Source organism: Chryseobacterium gallinarum, assembly GCF_001021975.1.
Classification (GTDB): Bacteria; Bacteroidota; Bacteroidia; order Flavobacteriales; family Weeksellaceae; genus Chryseobacterium; species Chryseobacterium gallinarum.
Genome location: NZ_CP009928.1, coordinates 4,249,886 through 4,266,821, shown reverse-complemented (window position 1 = coordinate 4,266,821; position 16,936 = coordinate 4,249,886). Strand labels below are relative to the sequence as shown.

At 36.6% G+C, this 16,936-nt stretch carries 14 protein-coding genes and 1 riboswitch; of the genes, 7 read left to right on the top strand and 7 right to left on the bottom strand.

The features are described 5' to 3' along the window. Positions 1–72: 72 nt before the first annotated feature. Positions 73–2,382, bottom strand: a complete 2,310-nt coding sequence (gene metE / locus OK18_RS18950; RefSeq protein ID WP_053329015.1) for a 5-methyltetrahydropteroyltriglutamate--homocysteine S-methyltransferase — start codon at positions 2,380–2,382, stop codon at positions 73–75. 178 nt (positions 2,383–2,560) lie between these two features. Beyond that, positions 2,561–2,745, bottom strand: a riboswitch (cobalamin riboswitch). Between the two features lie 154 nt (positions 2,746–2,899). Between metE and OK18_RS18945 the strand changes: the two genes are divergently transcribed. Continuing rightward, the gene (locus tag OK18_RS18945; RefSeq protein ID WP_053329014.1) at positions 2,900–3,361 is read left to right on the top strand and encodes an Lrp/AsnC family transcriptional regulator; all 462 of its coding nucleotides are present in this window, start codon (positions 2,900–2,902) and stop codon (positions 3,359–3,361) included. A gap of 118 nt (positions 3,362–3,479) precedes the next feature. Here the strand turns inward: OK18_RS18945 and OK18_RS18940 are convergent, their stop codons facing one another. Together OK18_RS18940 and OK18_RS18935 are read right to left on the bottom strand one after the other, a co-directional pair. Further along, positions 3,480–4,247 (bottom strand): hypothetical protein, encoded by a 768-nt coding sequence (locus OK18_RS18940; protein WP_053329434.1) that lies wholly within the window; start codon positions 4,245–4,247, stop codon positions 3,480–3,482. Positions 4,248–4,433: 186 nt separating this feature from the next. Then, a complete protein-coding gene (locus OK18_RS18935; protein ID WP_053329013.1) occupies positions 4,434–5,192 on the bottom strand; it encodes a hypothetical protein in 759 nt (252 codons plus the stop codon). A 237-nt stretch (positions 5,193–5,429) separates the two neighbouring features. On the opposite strand from OK18_RS18935, the gene OK18_RS18925 reads away from it, so the two are divergent. Beyond that, positions 5,430–7,730 carry a tetratricopeptide repeat protein gene (locus tag OK18_RS18925; RefSeq protein ID WP_053329011.1) on the top strand — a complete coding sequence of 767 codons (2,301 nt, stop codon included), beginning with the start codon at positions 5,430–5,432 and terminating at the stop codon, positions 7,728–7,730. 15 nt (positions 7,731–7,745) lie between these two features. Continuing rightward, positions 7,746–10,205 (top strand): SEL1-like repeat protein, encoded by a 2,460-nt coding sequence (locus OK18_RS18920; protein ID WP_053329010.1) that lies wholly within the window; start codon positions 7,746–7,748, stop codon positions 10,203–10,205. 132 nt (positions 10,206–10,337) lie between these two features. Here the strand turns inward: OK18_RS18920 and nudK are convergent, their stop codons facing one another. Genes nudK through OK18_RS18900 form a run of 4 tightly spaced genes read right to left on the bottom strand, consistent with a single transcriptional unit; the run spans position 10,338 to position 12,861 of the window. Continuing rightward, a complete protein-coding gene (gene nudK, locus OK18_RS18915; protein WP_050020786.1) occupies positions 10,338–10,919 on the bottom strand; it encodes a GDP-mannose pyrophosphatase NudK in 582 nt (193 codons plus the stop codon). Between the two features lie 43 nt (positions 10,920–10,962). Further along, positions 10,963–11,883, bottom strand: a complete 921-nt coding sequence (locus OK18_RS18910) for a TIGR01777 family oxidoreductase (protein ID WP_053329433.1) — start codon at positions 11,881–11,883, stop codon at positions 10,963–10,965. A 25-nt stretch (positions 11,884–11,908) separates the two neighbouring features. Next, a complete protein-coding gene (locus tag OK18_RS18905) occupies positions 11,909–12,256 on the bottom strand; it encodes a hypothetical protein (protein ID WP_053329009.1) in 348 nt (115 codons plus the stop codon). 2 nt (positions 12,257–12,258) lie between these two features. Next, positions 12,259–12,861, bottom strand: a complete 603-nt coding sequence (locus tag OK18_RS18900; protein WP_050020787.1) for an HPP family protein — start codon at positions 12,859–12,861, stop codon at positions 12,259–12,261. Between the two features lie 654 nt (positions 12,862–13,515). Here OK18_RS18900 and OK18_RS18895 point away from each other — a divergent pair. From OK18_RS18895 to OK18_RS18880, 4 genes are all read left to right on the top strand, one after another. After that, positions 13,516–13,848 carry a single-stranded DNA-binding protein gene (locus OK18_RS18895; RefSeq protein ID WP_045497669.1) on the top strand — a complete coding sequence of 111 codons (333 nt, stop codon included), beginning with the start codon at positions 13,516–13,518 and terminating at the stop codon, positions 13,846–13,848. A 14-nt stretch (positions 13,849–13,862) separates the two neighbouring features. Further along, complete coding sequence (locus tag OK18_RS18890; protein ID WP_228377656.1) at positions 13,863–14,318, top strand: HRDC domain-containing protein; 456 nt, start codon at positions 13,863–13,865, stop codon at positions 14,316–14,318. 201 nt (positions 14,319–14,519) lie between these two features. Further along, positions 14,520–15,869: a histidine--tRNA ligase gene (hisS, locus tag OK18_RS18885; RefSeq protein WP_050020791.1), complete on the top strand. Its 1,350-nt coding sequence runs from the start codon at positions 14,520–14,522 to the stop codon at positions 15,867–15,869. 199 nt (positions 15,870–16,068) lie between these two features. Beyond that, complete coding sequence (locus OK18_RS18880; protein ID WP_053329008.1) at positions 16,069–16,929, top strand: PH domain-containing protein; 861 nt, start codon at positions 16,069–16,071, stop codon at positions 16,927–16,929. The last annotated feature ends 7 nt before the right edge of the window (positions 16,930–16,936 follow it).

Sequence of the window (16,936 nt, the reverse complement as noted above, 5' to 3'; positions counted from 1 at the left end):
TTGGCCAAATATACAAAAGACAAAAGCAGAAGTTTGAACTCCTGCTTAAGAACTATCTCATTATGGTGCTGGCTATGCAAAGACCGCACTGGCCTCTCTTGAAGCTTCTACCATGGCAATAAGAGCTTTTTCAGTCTCTTCCCAATGGCGGGTTTTCAATCCACAGTCAGGGTTTACCCAAAGCTGCTGAGCGGGGATTACAGCCTGGGCTTTTTTCAGCAGCTCCAGCATCTCCTCCTTGGACGGCACTCTGGGTGAGTGGATATCATAAACTCCCGGTCCTATTTCATTCGGATATTTAAAGTCTGCGAAGGCATTTAATAATTCCATCTGGCTTCTGGAACATTCTATGGTAATCACGTCAGCATCCATATCGGCAATATCCTTAATAATATCGTTAAATTCGGAATAACACATATGAGTATGAACCTGAGTAGAATCTTCAACACCGCTTGCTGAAATCCTAAAGGCTTCTACTGCCCATTTCAGATAATTTTGCCATTCAGATTTTCTTAAAGGAAGACCCTCCCGGATAGCCGGCTCATCGATCTGGATGATTCTGATGCCCGCTTTTTCCAGATCTTTAACCTCATCCCGGATAGCTAAGGCGATCTGCTTGCAGGTCAGGGAACGGGGCTGATCGTCACGCACAAAAGACCACTGCAGAATGGTAACAGGCCCGGTCAGCATTCCTTTTACCCATTTTTGAGTGAGAGACTGAGCATATTGTGACCAGTATATGGTCATAGGATGAGGACGGTGTACATCTCCGTAAATGACAGGTGGTTTTACACACCGGCTACCATAACTCTGTACCCATCCGTTTTGGGTAAATGCAAACCCATCAAGCTGTTCCCCGAAATACTCTACCATATCATTGCGTTCAAATTCTCCGTGAACCAGTACATCAATTCCGATTTCTTCCTGCCAGCGGATGGTTCTTTCCGTTTCTTTTTTCAGCAGCTCGTTATAATGAGCGGCTGTAAGTTCCCCCTTTTTGAATTGAGACCTCCAGTTTCTTACTTCCCTGGTTTGCGGGAAGGAACCAATGGTTGTGGTAGGAAATAATGGCAACTGCAGTACTTTTTGCTGAACTTCTTTCCTTACCGCGAAAGGGTTGTTTCTTCTTGCATCTCCATCCGTAATGGCTCCGACACGGTTTTTCACGTCCTGGTTGTGAATCAGTGCTGAAACTTTACGGTTTTCCAGTGCCTTTTTGTTTTCGGCCAATAGCTGCAGCGTGTGATAATCGGGATTTCCTGACGCCAGTTTTTTTAAGACAGCGATCTCATCTACTTTCTGTTTTGCAAAGGCCATCCATTGCTTGATTTCAGGCGATAAAATTGCTTCGTTTTTCTCCAGGTCAAGATCAAAAGGAGAGTGGAGTAATGAGCAGGATGGAGCAATCAATACTCTTTCCGGACCGATTTCATGGATTGCTTTTTTGATCAGTGCCAATGATTTTTCGAAATCATTTTTCCATATATTCCTTCCGTCTACAATCCCTAGTGAAAGGCTTAAAGTACCGGGTATTGCTTGCAGGACTTCATCCAATTGTTCAGGACATCTTACGAGATCAATATGCAAAACATCTGCTGGCAAAGAAACGGCCAGGGAAAGATTGTCCTTTAATCCCTCAAAATAAGTAGTTACAATAAATTTAAGATTAGGAAACTGTTTTTTGATTTCATCGTAAACCCATTGATAGGTCTCCTTTGTTTTTTCATTCAGGTCTAATGCTAAAAAAGGTTCATCAAATTGAACATATTCTGCACCATAGGCTTCCAGTTTCCGGAGGATTTCAAGATAAACAGGCAATAGATTTTGTGCTAAATCCATTTTGTCAAAACCATTTTCTTTTTCTTTACCCAGAAGAAGATAGGTAAGCAATCCGATTATAACAGGCTTTGCATTCATTCCTGCTTCCTTTGCACGGATAAACTCACTGATGATTTTATCGGAAAACAATCTGAACTGCTGGTTTTTTTGAAATTCAGGGACAATATAGTGGTAGTTGGTATCAAACCACTTTGTCATTTCCATAGCCGTGATATCCAATCCGTTTTTCTGGTAACCTCTTGCCATGGCAAAATAAAGATCCGGTTCTGAGTGAGATTCGTTTGAAGCAATTTCCTGGTAACGCTCCGGGATGGCTCCTACGGTCAAAGTCATATCCAGCACCTGATCGTAGTAAGAAAAATCATTACATGGGATAAGATCAATCCCTGCTTCCTGTTGCAATTTCCAGTTTTGAAGACTGATGGTTTTACCGGTTTCCAGTAATTGATTGAGAGAAATCTTGTCTGCCCAATAGTGTTCACAAGCTTTTTTAAGCTCTCTGTTGCTACCAATACGCGGGTAGCCAAGTAAGTGAGTTTGCATTTTTTATCAACTTTTAAATTAAACAATGATTTTAAAAGTTCCTTTGAATGCTTCAAAATACTTGCGCAGGAAGCTTGTAAAGAGGACAGGATACAAAAAGGACGTAAATTTCCTGTTAACGGTGGAATACGTTCAAAATGTATCATCTGTATGACCCGAAGCCTCAAACCGCGAAAGCATTGTCAATTCAGAACAGGCAGGTCTCCTGGCTTACAGCAGTATCTGTCATCCTTCCCGCTCTTTGGCAGTGGATATCCGGGACAGAACTTTTGGTATGCTGATTACAGTTGCGCGACAGCTCATGATTTACACATGATTCCCTATTAATTTACCTTACGTAAAACCTTTTCCGTTTGATGAAGTATTATAAAGAACAAAATAGGGTGTAAAGATATTTATTTAAGATAATTGATTGGGTATTTGATGAAAATTAAGGATGATATTTTTATTTTATGTTTTTTGAAAGATAAATATTCTGTACATTTGAAAAAATGTCAGTAAAAAAGAATATTATTCTGTGGATAGATTGGATGATAAGGATCTCCAGCTGCTGAGAATCCTTCAAAAAAATGCGAAATTAACCGTAAAAGAGCTTGCGAAAGAAGTTAATCTCTCACCATCACCTGTTTTTGAGCGGGTAAAAAGACTGGAGCAGGAAGGGTATATTAAACACTATGCTGCCGTTTTGGAAGCTGAAAAGCTGAACCGCGGATTTACTGTTTTTTGCCAGGTTAAATTAAAGATCCATGACCGGGCTATCGGAAACAGCTTTGTAAAAGATATTATTCAAATTGAAGAAGTAGCAGAATGTTATAATATTTCCGGTGATTTTGATTTTCTGCTAAAAGTTCAGGTAAGAGATATGAAGCATTATCAGGATTTTGTATTCAATAAGCTTGGGTCGGTGGATTCTATCGGGAGCACCCATAGTACTTTTGTGATGGCGGAGGTGAAGAATACGCATGGAGTCTCGATATAGTATTGAATTTGTCAACGCGAAAACTTCGAGATGGATCCTATAATTCAATCCTCATATTATCAAATAAAAAACAGTACCCAATGGTGTACTGTCATTTAGTTTTATTATTTAATCAACCTTATTGCTCATCACAATTTTTCTTCAGCTTTGTAAAAATTTTATCAAAATCTTTATAGGCATTTCCCTCATCATCACGTTTAGGCCTGAAACTGCTGTTGGCACAGTTGTGAAAGCTTAGCCCGATCATGTCGATCAGTGCATAATCTTCTTTCTGGGGATCATTCATTTTAGCATTGAATCTTGCCATTACGCCTTTGGGATCAGCATTATTTTTACTTTTAAGCTCAATATAGGCTTTCCATGCAGCAAACATTTTTTCTCGGTCAGGAGAAGAGATCGCATCAATGTGCTCTTTGCAGGTGCTGTAAAATTTACTGTCTTTAAGAGTGGAAGGATCAGAATAAGCGAGAATTTCTTCCTTATTCAGCTGATATTCATTCTCAAAAGACATAATGGTTTCCTGTTGTAGTTTTTTCCACATGGGGAGATTGATGACTTCAAGGCTGTAAAGCTCTTTTTTCTTTTCCTGATATTGCTTTTCTAATTGCTGTAAATATTCCTCTTTGTTTTTACGGATTTCTTCAAGGTTGGAAAGTTTAAATACAGGCTGGATATCAAATTGAACTCCATTGAATTGATACAGAAGTTTATTCACACCGTCTATTTCCTCTTTCTTATATTTGGTAGAATCAAAATATCCTTTGTTATCACAATTGAAAGTCTGATAATTGTAAGGGGTAAGATTGTTGTTTTTTGCAGGAGTTTTCTGCCCGCATATAGTAGTAACAGATAAGGCTAAAGAAAGCCCAACCATCATTTTTTTCATGTACATAGTAGTTGAAGAATCCGGATTTGCTATTTTGCTTCAAAATTAAGGCTTTAAATTTGAAAATTAAAGGATTAGACCAACTTTATATGTTTATTTTCTCACTTTGATAATTTTTTTAATGTCTATTGTTGTTTTGAGTGAATTTTTTGTTAAAAATCAGGGGGTTACATTATAATTCTATCCTTATGGTTCGTCACAATCTCTTTTCAGTTGTATGAAAACCTTTTCGAAAGTTTTCAATAAAGTGTTCTCTTCATCAGCTTTGGGTCTGAAACTATGGTTTGCGCAATTATTAAAGGCATTCATAAGATCGATGAGTGCATAATCATCTTTTCGCGGGTCATTCCATTTAGCATTAAAGGTGTCGTTTGTTCCGGAATAAGAATCCTCATTTTTTTTAGGTTCAGATAAGCTCTTCCATACGAGGTACATTTTCTGCTTATCCTGAGCAGTCATTGCATCAATATATTCTCTACAGGTATTGTAAAACTTAGTATTCTGAAGAGATTGCGGGTCAGTATAGCCCATGAGCAGGGCTTTGGTAAGCTGATATTCGTTTTCGAGAAGCTGAACAGATTCGTCACGCTGTTTTTTCCATATAGGGAGATCAATGAATCTGAGATTATTAAGCTCCTTTTTTCTTCCCAGGTATTCTTTTTCAGCTTGTTGTAAAAGCTGAGTGTTGTTTTTCCTGACTTTATCTAATTTTACAGGATTAAAAACAATAAGAGAAGAAAACGGGGACAGGGCCAGAGGATATAAAAGCTTATAGGTACCATCTACCTCTTCTTTTTTATATCGTGCAGGATCATAATACCCCTTGACATCACATCCAAAGGTTTGATAATTGTAAAGAACCAATGGACTTTTCTTAACAGAAGTCTTTTGTCCATAAGCAACAGCTGATAGCAATAAAGAAAAACCGATTATTGTTTTTTTCATATGAATTATTGTAAGGAAGCGGATTCTGATCTGATAACCGCAGAGTATATTCCGGACAAAATTAAGGTTTTATTTTCAGAATATATTTCGTCAGATAAAATCGTATACTTAAATTTTATAGATTTTAAAGAGCTTTTATGTGTTTTTAGTTTTGTTTTTTTATTATTTTGCGTACACAAAGTAAACCTGGTCCTGTTTCCAGGAAATGCAACGATAGAATTATAAAACAAAATATTAATGTACGAAAACTTAGAACAACTGTTTTACAGGGGAGACCTGGAGCAGTGTATTGCAGAAGGAGAACACTACTTATTATCCCACCCGGAAGATGAAGAGGTTTTATTTTTAATGGCAGTTGCTTACCATGACATCGTTTATTATGACGGACATGAAGCAGTGTACGACGCCATCAGGGATCATGTAATACCTTATCTGCGCAGAATCCTGCAGCTAAACCCAAATAATCAAAAAGCACTATACAATATTCTGGATTATCCTTTGGGCAATGAATACAACCTGATGCAGATAGCCAGAAGCAAAAAACATATCACTCAGGAAAATAAGGGGGAATTTATAGGGTATGCGGAACGTATGCTGGAAGACCGGGATTATGTAGGATATGGCTATGACTTTTTGGCTAAAATATATGAATCCCTTGAAGAAAATAAAGCGCTTTTGAACAGTCTTGAAGCCGGAATATATCATTTTCAGAAAGCAGATGCTGACAACCGTGAGATCAGGGACAAAAACACCTCGCTTTTCTGGATTAAAAAGATCTATTTACTGGACCGTACAAAAATGATTTCAGGAGAGGAACTTACAACACTTATTGACAAAGAACATGCTACTTTTGTGAGCCGTAATGAATATGATTTTATCAATCTTGCCGATATTGCATTTGAAAATAATGCACCCGATCTTTCACTTAAAATGATGCTAAAGGCAATTAATGGTGAAAATTCAGCAGTTCATATTCATGAGAAACTGGCAGAATGGCACCAGCGTTTTGCGGAACTCATTCAAAACGGATTTAATAATCCTGATGTTTTCTATTATCAGCTCATTATTGAAAGAAATTATAGTGATCTGCTGAACCTTTCCCCGGACTTTTACTACCATCATGCTCTTGAAGTGATCAATTCCCGTCCGGAACTGTTCTCAGGATATCATTTTGCGGGTACATTCCTGTATGAAAACGAGCGCTATGCTGAAGCTATTCCTTTATTGGAAAAAGCTGTGCAATTATCATCCAATACTACGGCCTGGAGAAGAAAAGTAGAATCAGAATATCTTTTGAATGGAACCCTGCCAACCGAAATCCCTGTATTTTCTGATGATCCGACAGACATTTACAACGAAGGGGTTATGGTGAACGAGTTTATAGATATATTAGAAGATGAAAGCGATAAACTGAAATGGCATGAAGCTGGCCGGATCGTATATGAGCAGGCACATGAAGCATTCCGAAAATATTTTGAGGAAGGTAAGTTTGAGAGTGATTATTATAACGATCTGCATACCAGGGCAATGTGTTGTAACAATTTAGCCATTAAGCATTCGTTGCTGGGAGATTATCAGGCAGCAATAGAGACTGCTTCTGAAGGACTCAGATATTCAGAGTTTATGGAACTTCACCTGACTTTGATTGATGCTCTGCTGAATGGAGGAAATTATGAAAGGGCAGAAGAAGCACTGAATAATTATTTCAGCTTATACGGAGAATCCGAAGATTATTTTTATAAAAGCCTTTACAACAGAGCACGTCAGGTTCAGCTTCATGCATTACTGGGAACTGATGATGTTTATAAAGAAGCAGAAGAAGTTCTTACCTATGCCTATCAGCATACGGTAGAGAATCCTGAAATTGATGATTATGACTACAGGGATCTGGAAGCCGGTAAAAATATATTGGAAGGTATTTTATTTCAACATCTGGACAGCCAGGAACTTCCTGTCAGAAAAGCTCATTATGAAGGGATGGCAGAACGTTTTCCACAGGAACCGAATCCTCAGTACGCCTTGATGCAGATTTATAATGAAGAGGAAAACTATGGAAAAGTAGCCTTAGCAGCGAAAAGATACCTTGAAAATAAAAAGGAATTCCTTTTAGATGCTTTTGATAAAGCAAAAACTATTTATATGATCGTGAAAAGTGATTTTCTTCAGGGAAATTACCAGGAAGCAGCTTCTGTTTTCAGTGAGTATGATGCTGAATGTGAAGAAGCCATGGATCCCGAAGAATATGTGCTTTGGTTAAGCTATGGAGTAAGAGTGTATGAAAAACTTAACAATAAAGAGCAGACTTTATCCCTCGCAGACCGATTCAATACTATTTATAATGCTGAAGGATGGGGCTATGACGATCTTGTGGAAAGTGTTGAGCTGTCAAAAGCAGTTGTTTTGTATCAGTCCGGCAATTTGAAAGAAGCGCATGCCATATTGGATCAGGTGCGTTCGATTGCAGATTATGATCCTGTTGCGGATGAATATAAAGCTTCATGGAAAAAACCGGGACTGTTTTCTAAATTCGGATTTTAATCACTAGAGCAAAAAATGGCACATCGTCTTTACGTTTATAATATAGATTCCAAAACAGGAGAGCAGTATCCATACTACCTGGGGGAATGGAATTACGAGATCCCGGAATTGCTCCTTCCTTTATTCTCGTGTGATCCAAGAGCAAAAGGAAAACTTCTGTATTTTGATAAAATTAATGGAGTAGAAAGGTTAAAATCATTCTATCAGTTGCTGGGCGAACATTATCAGTTGCTTTACAAAAAAGCATACTATGAACCCGTTAACAAAATGTTTGAAATGCTGGATAATCTTCCTTATGATACCTTCGTCATCAATGGATGGGATGTCTTCAATATGAGTGATGAAAAACATTCCGATCAGGCCAGAAACTGGGTATTTGAAATTAAGGAAAGAAGTAAGTTGTATGATAAAGCTATGGCCAAGCAGAATCTGGGCTGGCTGGAAAAAGAAATCGTAACCAGAAGCGGTTATGGATCTTTTTTAGAAATACTGGAAACAGACTGGATTGACTATGGTTTGGGTTACTGGAATGAAGATTTATATAAAGATATTTCAGAAACTTTTGAAGACAATGGCCTTTGGGGATTGAAGGACAAAAAAGGCAATATCATCACTCCGCCGGTTTATGAAGAGATCTTCGCTTTTAGTGAAGAAGGAATTGCAGTAGCACAGAAAAATGGTAAATATGGTTACCTGAGAAATGATGGGAAGGTCCTTATTGAATGTATTTATGAAGAAGCTTATGATTCTCTTTTTATCGGTAATAAAAATTATGGAATTATAGAAATAGATCAAAAATGTGGGTTACTTAATATTGAAACAGGGGAAATTGTAATCCCTTGTGAATATGAAGATCTTGAAATGTTAAGACATGTCTACCTTTTTAATGCTAAAAAAGAGGATAAGTTTTATCTCATTGATGTTTCCAATAAACGTGTTATTGAAGAGGGCTTTGATGAACCTTTCGAGTTTAATTATTCAGGATTGGTCTATCGTTCGTTGAAAGGAACATCCAAAAAAGCCTTTTACACATTTGAAGGGGTCTTTTTAGGAGAGCATCCTGAAGATGTATTGAGTGAAATTGGAGAAGGATATTATTGGGTTAAACCAAACAAATTTCAGAAAAAAATCAGTATTATTAAATCAGATGGAAGTCTTCTGGATACTGAAATAGACACCATAATGCTTCTGGATTATTATACTTCTTTTGCCTACAGGAAAGCCAAGAAATGGTACATCTATGATATAAAATCCGGTGAATTCAGGTTACAAACACATACCATCGAAAATATTCACAGGGATTGGTTTGTCCAGTTTATGAAAAATGTATTCCTGCTGTCTGATGAAAACGGCTGGGGCTTATATAACGCTGCTGAAGACCGTTGGCTGTTGCCTTCCTCTAAAGAATATAAAAAATTAGAATCCTGCCGGGAAGAAATTTTCCGTGTGACTACTTCAGACGGAATGTTTTATTTTGATCAGAAAACTGATACTCAAAGCAGCATCTATGATTATATCGGTGAAGGAATAGAGTATAATGAACAGATGCTTTGTCTTTATAAAGGCGAGCAAATGTTTATATTAGACACCAAAAGACAATTACATCAGGTTTCAGATAACCAGCTGGGAGCTCTGTATGAAAAAAGACATAACCTTCGCGGAAAAGATCAAAAATATTTTCTTGATTTTTATAAAGGTTGGACGGAAAGAAAGGGCGCAGGCTATGAGAAATATTTTGATGACGCAACCCTGATGTCACGGGCTGAAGAATATATCAATGAAGGAAAAATTGAAGAAGCTGTAAGATTATATGAAATAGGAGTGAGCCGGGGAAATACAGACATGATGGTGGAACTCGGGTATATTTATGTTCACGATGATTACCCTGAGTTTTATGACCTGGAAAAAGGGCTCGCCCTCTATGAAAAAGCAGCTGCCAAGAATCACGCCATTGCATGGAATAACCTGGGCTATCATTATCAGAATGGTATTGGCTATCCTCAGGATATTAAAAAAGCGTTGAAATGCTTCAAAAAATCTGCAGAATCAGGAGAAGGGCTGGCCATGCAGAATCTTGGACTTCTGTATTTTTACGGCGAGTATGTACTGCAGGATTATGATCTTGCTTTAGAATACTATAAACAGGCAGAAAAAAAATTCTATTTTAATGATGAGAAGATCGCTGAAATCTATTACCAGAAAAGTGATTATGACAATCTTCAGCGGTATTTAAGAAAAGACAAAGAAAATACCTATTCCAATATCTATTACGGAATTATGTATGACGAAGGGCTGGGAGTAAAGATGAACTCTAAAAAAGCAATTAAATACTACGAAAAATCGCTGGAATACGCCTATTACACTACGGCGTTAAGCAGGCTTTTATATTTTTATAAAGAAGATCCGGCCTTTGCTGATCCGGAGAAATATCAGTACTGGAAGAGATTTGGTGAAGAGAATGAGATGGAGCTGTAAGCAACATTTATTTTTTATATCATCATTACTATAAATGAACAGAGCTTTTGCCATTCCAAACTAATCCGACAGTGGAATGGCAAAGGTTTTTATAATACCGGGTTATTAATTACAAATATAGTATGCCAGAGCTTACAAAATTCCTTTTATACGCAGGTGTTGCAAAAGCATAATTGTTTTAGCATCATTTATATCCCCACTGTCAATCATTGTCAGTGTTTCTTCAAAAGGAAGCTCCAGAACTTCAATATTTTCACCCTCTTCTGCAAGTCCGCCACCGTCTGCCACTTTCATCTCATTAGAATATTCAGCAATGAAAAAATGTAGGATTTCCGTTACGGAACCGGGAGACATATAGGCTTCAAACACCTTTTCAACCTTGGAAATTTTATATCCTGTTTCTTCTTCCGTTTCCCGTTTGATGCAATCTTCAGGATTATCATTGTCTAAAAGCCCGGCACAGGCTTCAATAAGCATTCCGGAAGCATTTCCGTTAATGTAAGTCGGCAAACGGAATTGTCTTGTCAGAACAACAGTTTTAGATTGGGTATTATACAAAAGAATAACAGCTCCGTTTCCTCTGTCATATGCTTCTCTGCTATGTGTTTCAGTTGTTCCGTCTTTTTTTAGAATACTATAGGTTACTTTATTTAAGGTGTACCAGTTATCTGATAAAATTTCAGTTTTTAGAATGGTAATATTAGGATTTTGCATGGAATCTTTATGTTATGTCGTCAGACTTGTTTTTGATTAATTCTTATCTTTTTGGCTCCCTTTCTTGTAATAAATCAGATAATGCATCATTCAGATCCGGAAATGTAAAACGAAAACCCTCCTTCTGAATCTTAAGAGAAGAGGCCCGTGACCCTTCCAGTATTGCTGTAGCCAATTCCCCGAACATAAGCTTTAAAATAAATCCGGGAACATTAGGCAAAAGTAAAGGTTTCTTAAGAACATGAGCAATTTCTTTTGTTAAATCGCGGTTGGTAATATGCTGCGGTGAGGCTGCATTATAAGCACCATCAACGGCAGTATTCTTCAGGGCAAATTCATAGATGTAACAGATGTCTTCAATATGAATCCATGGCATATATTGCTTGCCACTTCCCAGAGGAGATCCTATATAGTATCGAATGGGACGGACCATTTTCTTCAACGCGCCCTCTTTTTCACTCAGGACAACAGCTGTTCGTATTTTAACAACCCTTTCAGCAAGATGCTGCTCTTTAAAATGATCGGCAGCTTTCTCCCATAAAACGACTACCTCACTTAAAAAATCGTTTCCCGGAGAATCATTTTCTTCATATATTTTTTCTTCGGTTTTTGTTCCGTAAAAGTTGATGCCGGAAGCTGAAATAAAGGATTTCAGCCTGATGTTTTTCTTTGTTAAAGTATCAGACAGTAATTTTGCAGAATCAACCCTGCTGGAAATCAGGACTCTTTTTCTTTCCTTTGTCCATCTTTTTTCTGAAATATTAGCACCAGCCAGATGAATAATGTGGGAGAGATTTTCAAAAGCAGCTTCATCTATACTTCCATTCTCAATATTCCATTCATATTCATTAGGTCGTTTTTTCTTACGGGTGAGGAATCTTACATTGTATTCATGCTCAATCTTTTTAGCCAGTTCCTGTGCAATCAGTCCTCCGGCGCCGGTAATCAAAACATTTTCTTTCATAATATTTAGGTGATAAGGTGAACATTTATATTTGATTTTTAACAATCAGAACAAAGTCTTCTTCTAAAAGCTTATAGCCGTAATCATAAATAAATCTGTATTCAGAGCCATTTTTATAAACTTTCAGATTGGTAAAATAATCAAAATCGAAACCTAAATTGTCGAGTCTGGATTTTGTAATTTTTGTTTTTCCGTCCGTATTTATTTCTTTTAGGATACGATAATTTTTGCGGAGCTTATTATTGACATTCCGCATCAGATTGGTAGAATCTTTGTTCTGCTTATTGTTATAGGCATTCCGGCAGGCATCATTGCAGAATTTTTTATCAGACCTCCCGATAATTTTTTCGCCACATTCCAGGCAATTCATCATGTTTATTTTTTCACTTTGTGTCCATGAGCATGTTTTTTCTTTAACAATCTTATAAACCTGCTGTGTGAAGGATAACTCCTGTTGGGCGTTATATTGTTGAAAAATAAAGCAACAAGCAGCAGGATAATACATCCTGATAAAACAGGAGAGATAACGTACCAATATCCTAATTCCGGGATTTTTCCGGTAGAACTTACCGCAATCAGAGCTGTTGCTCCTCCTGGTGGATGTAGTGTTTTGGTATACTGCATCAATACTATGGAAAAGGCTACTGCCAACGGCGCAGAAAGCCAGATAATATCCGGTACAAGCTGATAAACGGTAACCCCGGCCAATGCTGAAAGAACATGCCCGCCCACCAGATTCCTCGGCTGGGCCAATGGGCTTTGAATGGCTCCATAAATAAGAACACTGGACGCTCCGAAAGAACCGATCAGAAATATATTTTCCGTCTCTGCTAAAGAATGAGACTGTATAAAAGCAATCAGTCCAATCCCGAAAAAAGCTCCCAAAAATGACCAGAAATGCTCCTTGTAATCAACAAGTGTTTCTCTATAGATTACATATTTCGAGACCCTGTATGTTCTTTTTATTGTCTTCTTCATTGGATGTTCTTCTTTACTTTATAGATTGATTTATAAAACAAAGATACAGAATTATCCATTTGTAAATGGATTGTCTTGCGTTGGTAACAGTTTTTTAAAATAAAAAATATAATATGAATGAGCAGATAAAATTGTTGTATGAAATAAGTTGTTTAATGTTGAAGCTGTTTAAATTTTTAGATTAATTATTTTAAACCACAATAGATTTACTAGATCCAAACTTTATGCATAATAATTAAGTAAACTTTCTACAGAATTATTTTAAACTTCCTTACGTGAACTGAAGTGTTTTAAAAGAAAAGCTCTTTGTTACTTTTGCGGTTGTGTAAAGTTTAAATAATTTCATTGAATATTTTGAATAAAAAATATTATTTTCATGCAATTATTGTAAATTGATTAATTATAAATTATTATTAAAGCCAATTCAAAAACTATTACTATGGAAAAACAAGCCGTAAAACCGGAATTTACTTTAAAAATGTTTGAAGTATTGGGTCAATTTTAATTTTACATATCCGACCGCAAACGACTACAAATGAATTTAAATAGTTTATAACCGACTGTTTTTAGGTGAGATCGCAAACTTTGCAACAGAGATTTGAGAAAGCAGTGAACGTCTCTTATCTGAATTATTAATTTTAAAATCTAAACGTTATGTCACTAAGAAACAAAGTAACATTAATTGGTTACACAGGTAAAGAAGTTGAAATGGTAAACTTCGAAAATGGAAATGTAAAAGCAAGTGTATCTTTAGCCACCAGTGATCACTACACCAATGCTAAAGGTGAAAAAGTAGAAGAAACACAATGGCACAATCTGATTGCTTTCGGGAAAGTTGCAGAAATTATGGAAAAGTATGTCCCTAAAGGAAAAGAAATTGCCATTGAAGGTAAGCTTACATACAGGTCTTATGACGATAAGGATGGTGTAAAGCGTTACATTACGGAAATTAGAGTAGATGAGATCCTGTTGTTAGGAGGTAAATAATTCTAAAAACTCAAATGATGAAAGTAAAAGTTTTTAAGATCAGACTTCCGGAAGAATTTCTCTACAAAGATCAGAAAATGCTTGATGATTTTCTGGAAGGAAACGAGATTATAAAAGTAGAAACTGCTTTTGTAAACGACGAATGTTATTGGTCAGTTATATTGTATTTTGACGAGCAAAAGCCAGTGAAAAATATGGTAAAAGAACCCAAAATTGTAAAATACTCCGCAGAAAATGATTCATTGACTTACGATGAAGAACAGATTCTCAACGCCCTTAAACTTTGGCGGTCTGAGAAAGCCAGAGAACAAAATCTGCCAACTTACTTTATTGCAAGTAATAAGGAATTAATGTCTGTAGCCAAGTATAAACCCGCTAAAAAAGAAGAATTGCTGGAGATTAAAGGTTTCGGAAAACATAAGATTGAAAATTATGGTGAAGAAATACTGGAAATCCTGGAGAGTGTCTGAAATGGTCAGATTCAATTAAACGAAAAGAGCTGAAGAGAATATTTCTTCAGCTTTTCTGCTGTGAAAAAGTCACAATTCCTTATTTTTGCAATGCTTATCAAAAAAAGAACCTAAGGCCTTCAAAAAAATGATTTACATCTTTTTGTAGTTTACTTTAGATAAGCGAAATAAATTTAATTATCATCATTTATCAATTATAAAATGAAGCCAAGTTTAGCAAAAGGAACGAGAGATTTTACAGCACAGGAAGTTTCCAGAAGAAAATATATCATCAATATTTTACAGAATAATTTTGAATTATTCGGATTTCAGCCATTAGAGACTCCAAGCTTTGAAAATCTTTCTACATTGACGGGAAAGTATGGCGAAGAAGGAGATCGTCTGATTTTTAAAATTCTTAATTCAGGAGAATATGCTGCCAAAGTAAATCAGGAAGACTGGGATAACAAGAACCATCAGAAACTTACCTCTCAGATTTCAGACAAGGCTTTACGTTATGATCTTACCGTACCTTTTGCAAGATTTGTAGCTATGAACCATGGGAAATTGACATTTCCTTTCAAAAGATACCAGATTCAGCCGGTTTGGAGAGCAGATAGACCACAGAAAGGAAGGTTCAGAGAATTTTATCAGTGCGATGCAGATGTAGTTGGGAGTGAGAGCTTATTCCAGGAAGTAGATTTGGTTCAGTTATATTTGAAATCATTTTCTGATTTAAAAGTTCCTGTAACAATTCATATGAACAATAGAAAAATCCTTTCCGGATTGGCAGAATATGCAGGTATTACCGATAAACTGATTGATTTTACAGTAGCTCTGGATAAGCTGGATAAAATTGGAAAAGAAGGAGTGGTTAAGGAATTATTGGAAAGGGAAATTTCCCAGGAATCTATTGATAAACTGGACTTCTTATTTGAACAATCTGATGATGCCCTGGAAAATCTTCTGCAATTGAAAGAAAAATTTGCAGGCAATGAAATCGGTATGAAAGGAGTGGAAGAATTAGAATTTGTTCTTACACAATCTTTAAACCTGGGTGTTAACAGCCAGAATCTTGTATTTAATATTACTCTGGCAAGAGGATTAGACTATTATACCGGAGCTATTTTTGAAGTAAAAGCAGACGAAGTAGCCATGGGCTCCATTGGTGGAGGAGGCAGATATGATAACCTTACGGAAGTTTTTGGAGTGAAAAATATCCCCGGAATAGGAATTTCTTTTGGTTTAGACAGGATTTATCTGGTTATGGAAGAGCTTAATCTTTTCCCTGAAGAAGCATCTACTAAAATAGAATATCTGTTTGCTAATTTCGGAGGTGAAGAAACAACAGAAGCCTTGAAATTAATCATGCAGCTGAGAGCAAAAGGGATCTCAGCAGAATTATATCCTGAAAGTGCAAAGATTAATAAACAATTTACCTACGCAGAGAAGAAAGGTATAAAAAACCTCGTTTTTCTGGGAGAAGAAGAAATCAAAAACGGAAATGTTACCTTTAAAAACCTGGAAGCCGGAGAACAGAAAACCGTTTCTTTAGAAGAGTTTTTAGGATAGTGTAATTAAAATATAAAAATGATATAGTAGCGGCAAATCTCCGATTTGCCGCTACTATAATTTTAAGCCTGGAGCAGGTAAGCATTTCAATAATCAATATTTTAAACCTGAAATTAAATCAGAATTTGTAATTTGGATCCGATATAAGCGTAGAGTAAATATTGCTTTGATATTAAAAACTTTTAAACCTAAAACTCAGATGAATGCCATTTGCTCATTATGCGGAACCCCGCTTATCCCTGCAGATATGCTTGTAGGGAAAAACAGACTTGCTGACGGAGGTTATTTATGCTCAACATGTTTCAATAAAGCAATCAGTATCAATAAAGAACTTATCAATACCCTGCATCAGTTTTATTTTGCAGAAATAACAGGGATGTTCCTTAAAAGTAAAATTGATGCAAGTCAAAATCAGCCAGGAGCACAGCCGTCAGAAAGAAATTATTATGAATATGATGCGCCTACCAGGCTCGATGAAATCAAGGATCAGATCGTAGCGCTAAATGCAAGACTGAGTGTTCTCGCCAGTGAAGAGGTAAATGCATTGGAATATGTTCTGGAAAAAGATGAAAAACTATTGGCAATCGCAGAATGCATTTACCTGCAAAATAAAAGAGAGGGAATTGTCTTTGCCACTCCTGAAAGAGTCGTTTTTATTGATAAAAAGATTCTGGGAGGAATTGTCAGGAATGAATTTCCGCTCCGGGAAATTATTTCTATAGAACATCATGAACATTTACTGTATTCTATTCTTAAAATCAATATCAAAGGCGCTTCCGCAGAATTTAAGTTGCATAACAAAAATGACGGAAGGGCCTTTTGTACTGTAGTAAACGGAGGCGTTAAAGATTCCGGGAGTCCTTTGGAACAAGTAGGACAAATGCAAGCTTTTCACCAGAACATTCCCGGTCTGGCCCAGGAAGATGTATTTACCACTCAAAAACAATCTTCTGAAGTGATTTTTGAACAATTGGAAAAATTAGGTAAGCTGAGAGAAGCAGGAGTTTTAACTGAAGATGAATTTGCAGAGCAGAAAAAGAAACTGCTTGATAAATTGTAAAAATAAA

What these genes read in the sequence shown, in the direction of transcription:
- metE (WP_053329015.1), bottom strand. Translation starts at nt 2,382, where the DNA reads ATGCAAACTCACTTACTTGGCTACCCGCGTATTGGTAGCAACAGAGAG.
- OK18_RS18940 (WP_053329434.1), bottom strand. Translation starts at nt 4,247, where the DNA reads ATGAAAAAAATGATGGTTGGGCTTTCTTTAGCCTTATCTGTTACTACT.
- OK18_RS18935 (WP_053329013.1), bottom strand. Translation starts at nt 5,192, where the DNA reads ATGAAAAAAACAATAATCGGTTTTTCTTTATTGCTATCAGCTGTTGCT.
- OK18_RS18925 (WP_053329011.1), top strand. Translation starts at nt 5,430, where the DNA reads ATGTACGAAAACTTAGAACAACTGTTTTACAGGGGAGACCTGGAGCAG.
- OK18_RS18920 (WP_053329010.1), top strand. Translation starts at nt 7,746, where the DNA reads ATGGCACATCGTCTTTACGTTTATAATATAGATTCCAAAACAGGAGAG.
- nudK (WP_050020786.1), bottom strand. Translation starts at nt 10,919, where the DNA reads ATGCAAAATCCTAATATTACCATTCTAAAAACTGAAATTTTATCAGAT.
- OK18_RS18910 (WP_053329433.1), bottom strand. Translation starts at nt 11,883, where the DNA reads ATGAAAGAAAATGTTTTGATTACCGGCGCCGGAGGACTGATTGCACAG.
- OK18_RS18905 (WP_053329009.1), bottom strand. Translation starts at nt 12,256, where the DNA reads ATGATGAATTGCCTGGAATGTGGCGAAAAAATTATCGGGAGGTCTGAT.
- OK18_RS18900 (WP_050020787.1), bottom strand. Translation starts at nt 12,861, where the DNA reads ATGAAGAAGACAATAAAAAGAACATACAGGGTCTCGAAATATGTAATC.
- OK18_RS18895 (WP_045497669.1), top strand. Translation starts at nt 13,516, where the DNA reads ATGTCACTAAGAAACAAAGTAACATTAATTGGTTACACAGGTAAAGAA.
- OK18_RS18890 (WP_228377656.1), top strand. Translation starts at nt 13,863, where the DNA reads ATGATGAAAGTAAAAGTTTTTAAGATCAGACTTCCGGAAGAATTTCTC.
- hisS (WP_050020791.1), top strand. Translation starts at nt 14,520, where the DNA reads ATGAAGCCAAGTTTAGCAAAAGGAACGAGAGATTTTACAGCACAGGAA.
- OK18_RS18880 (WP_053329008.1), top strand. Translation starts at nt 16,069, where the DNA reads ATGAATGCCATTTGCTCATTATGCGGAACCCCGCTTATCCCTGCAGAT.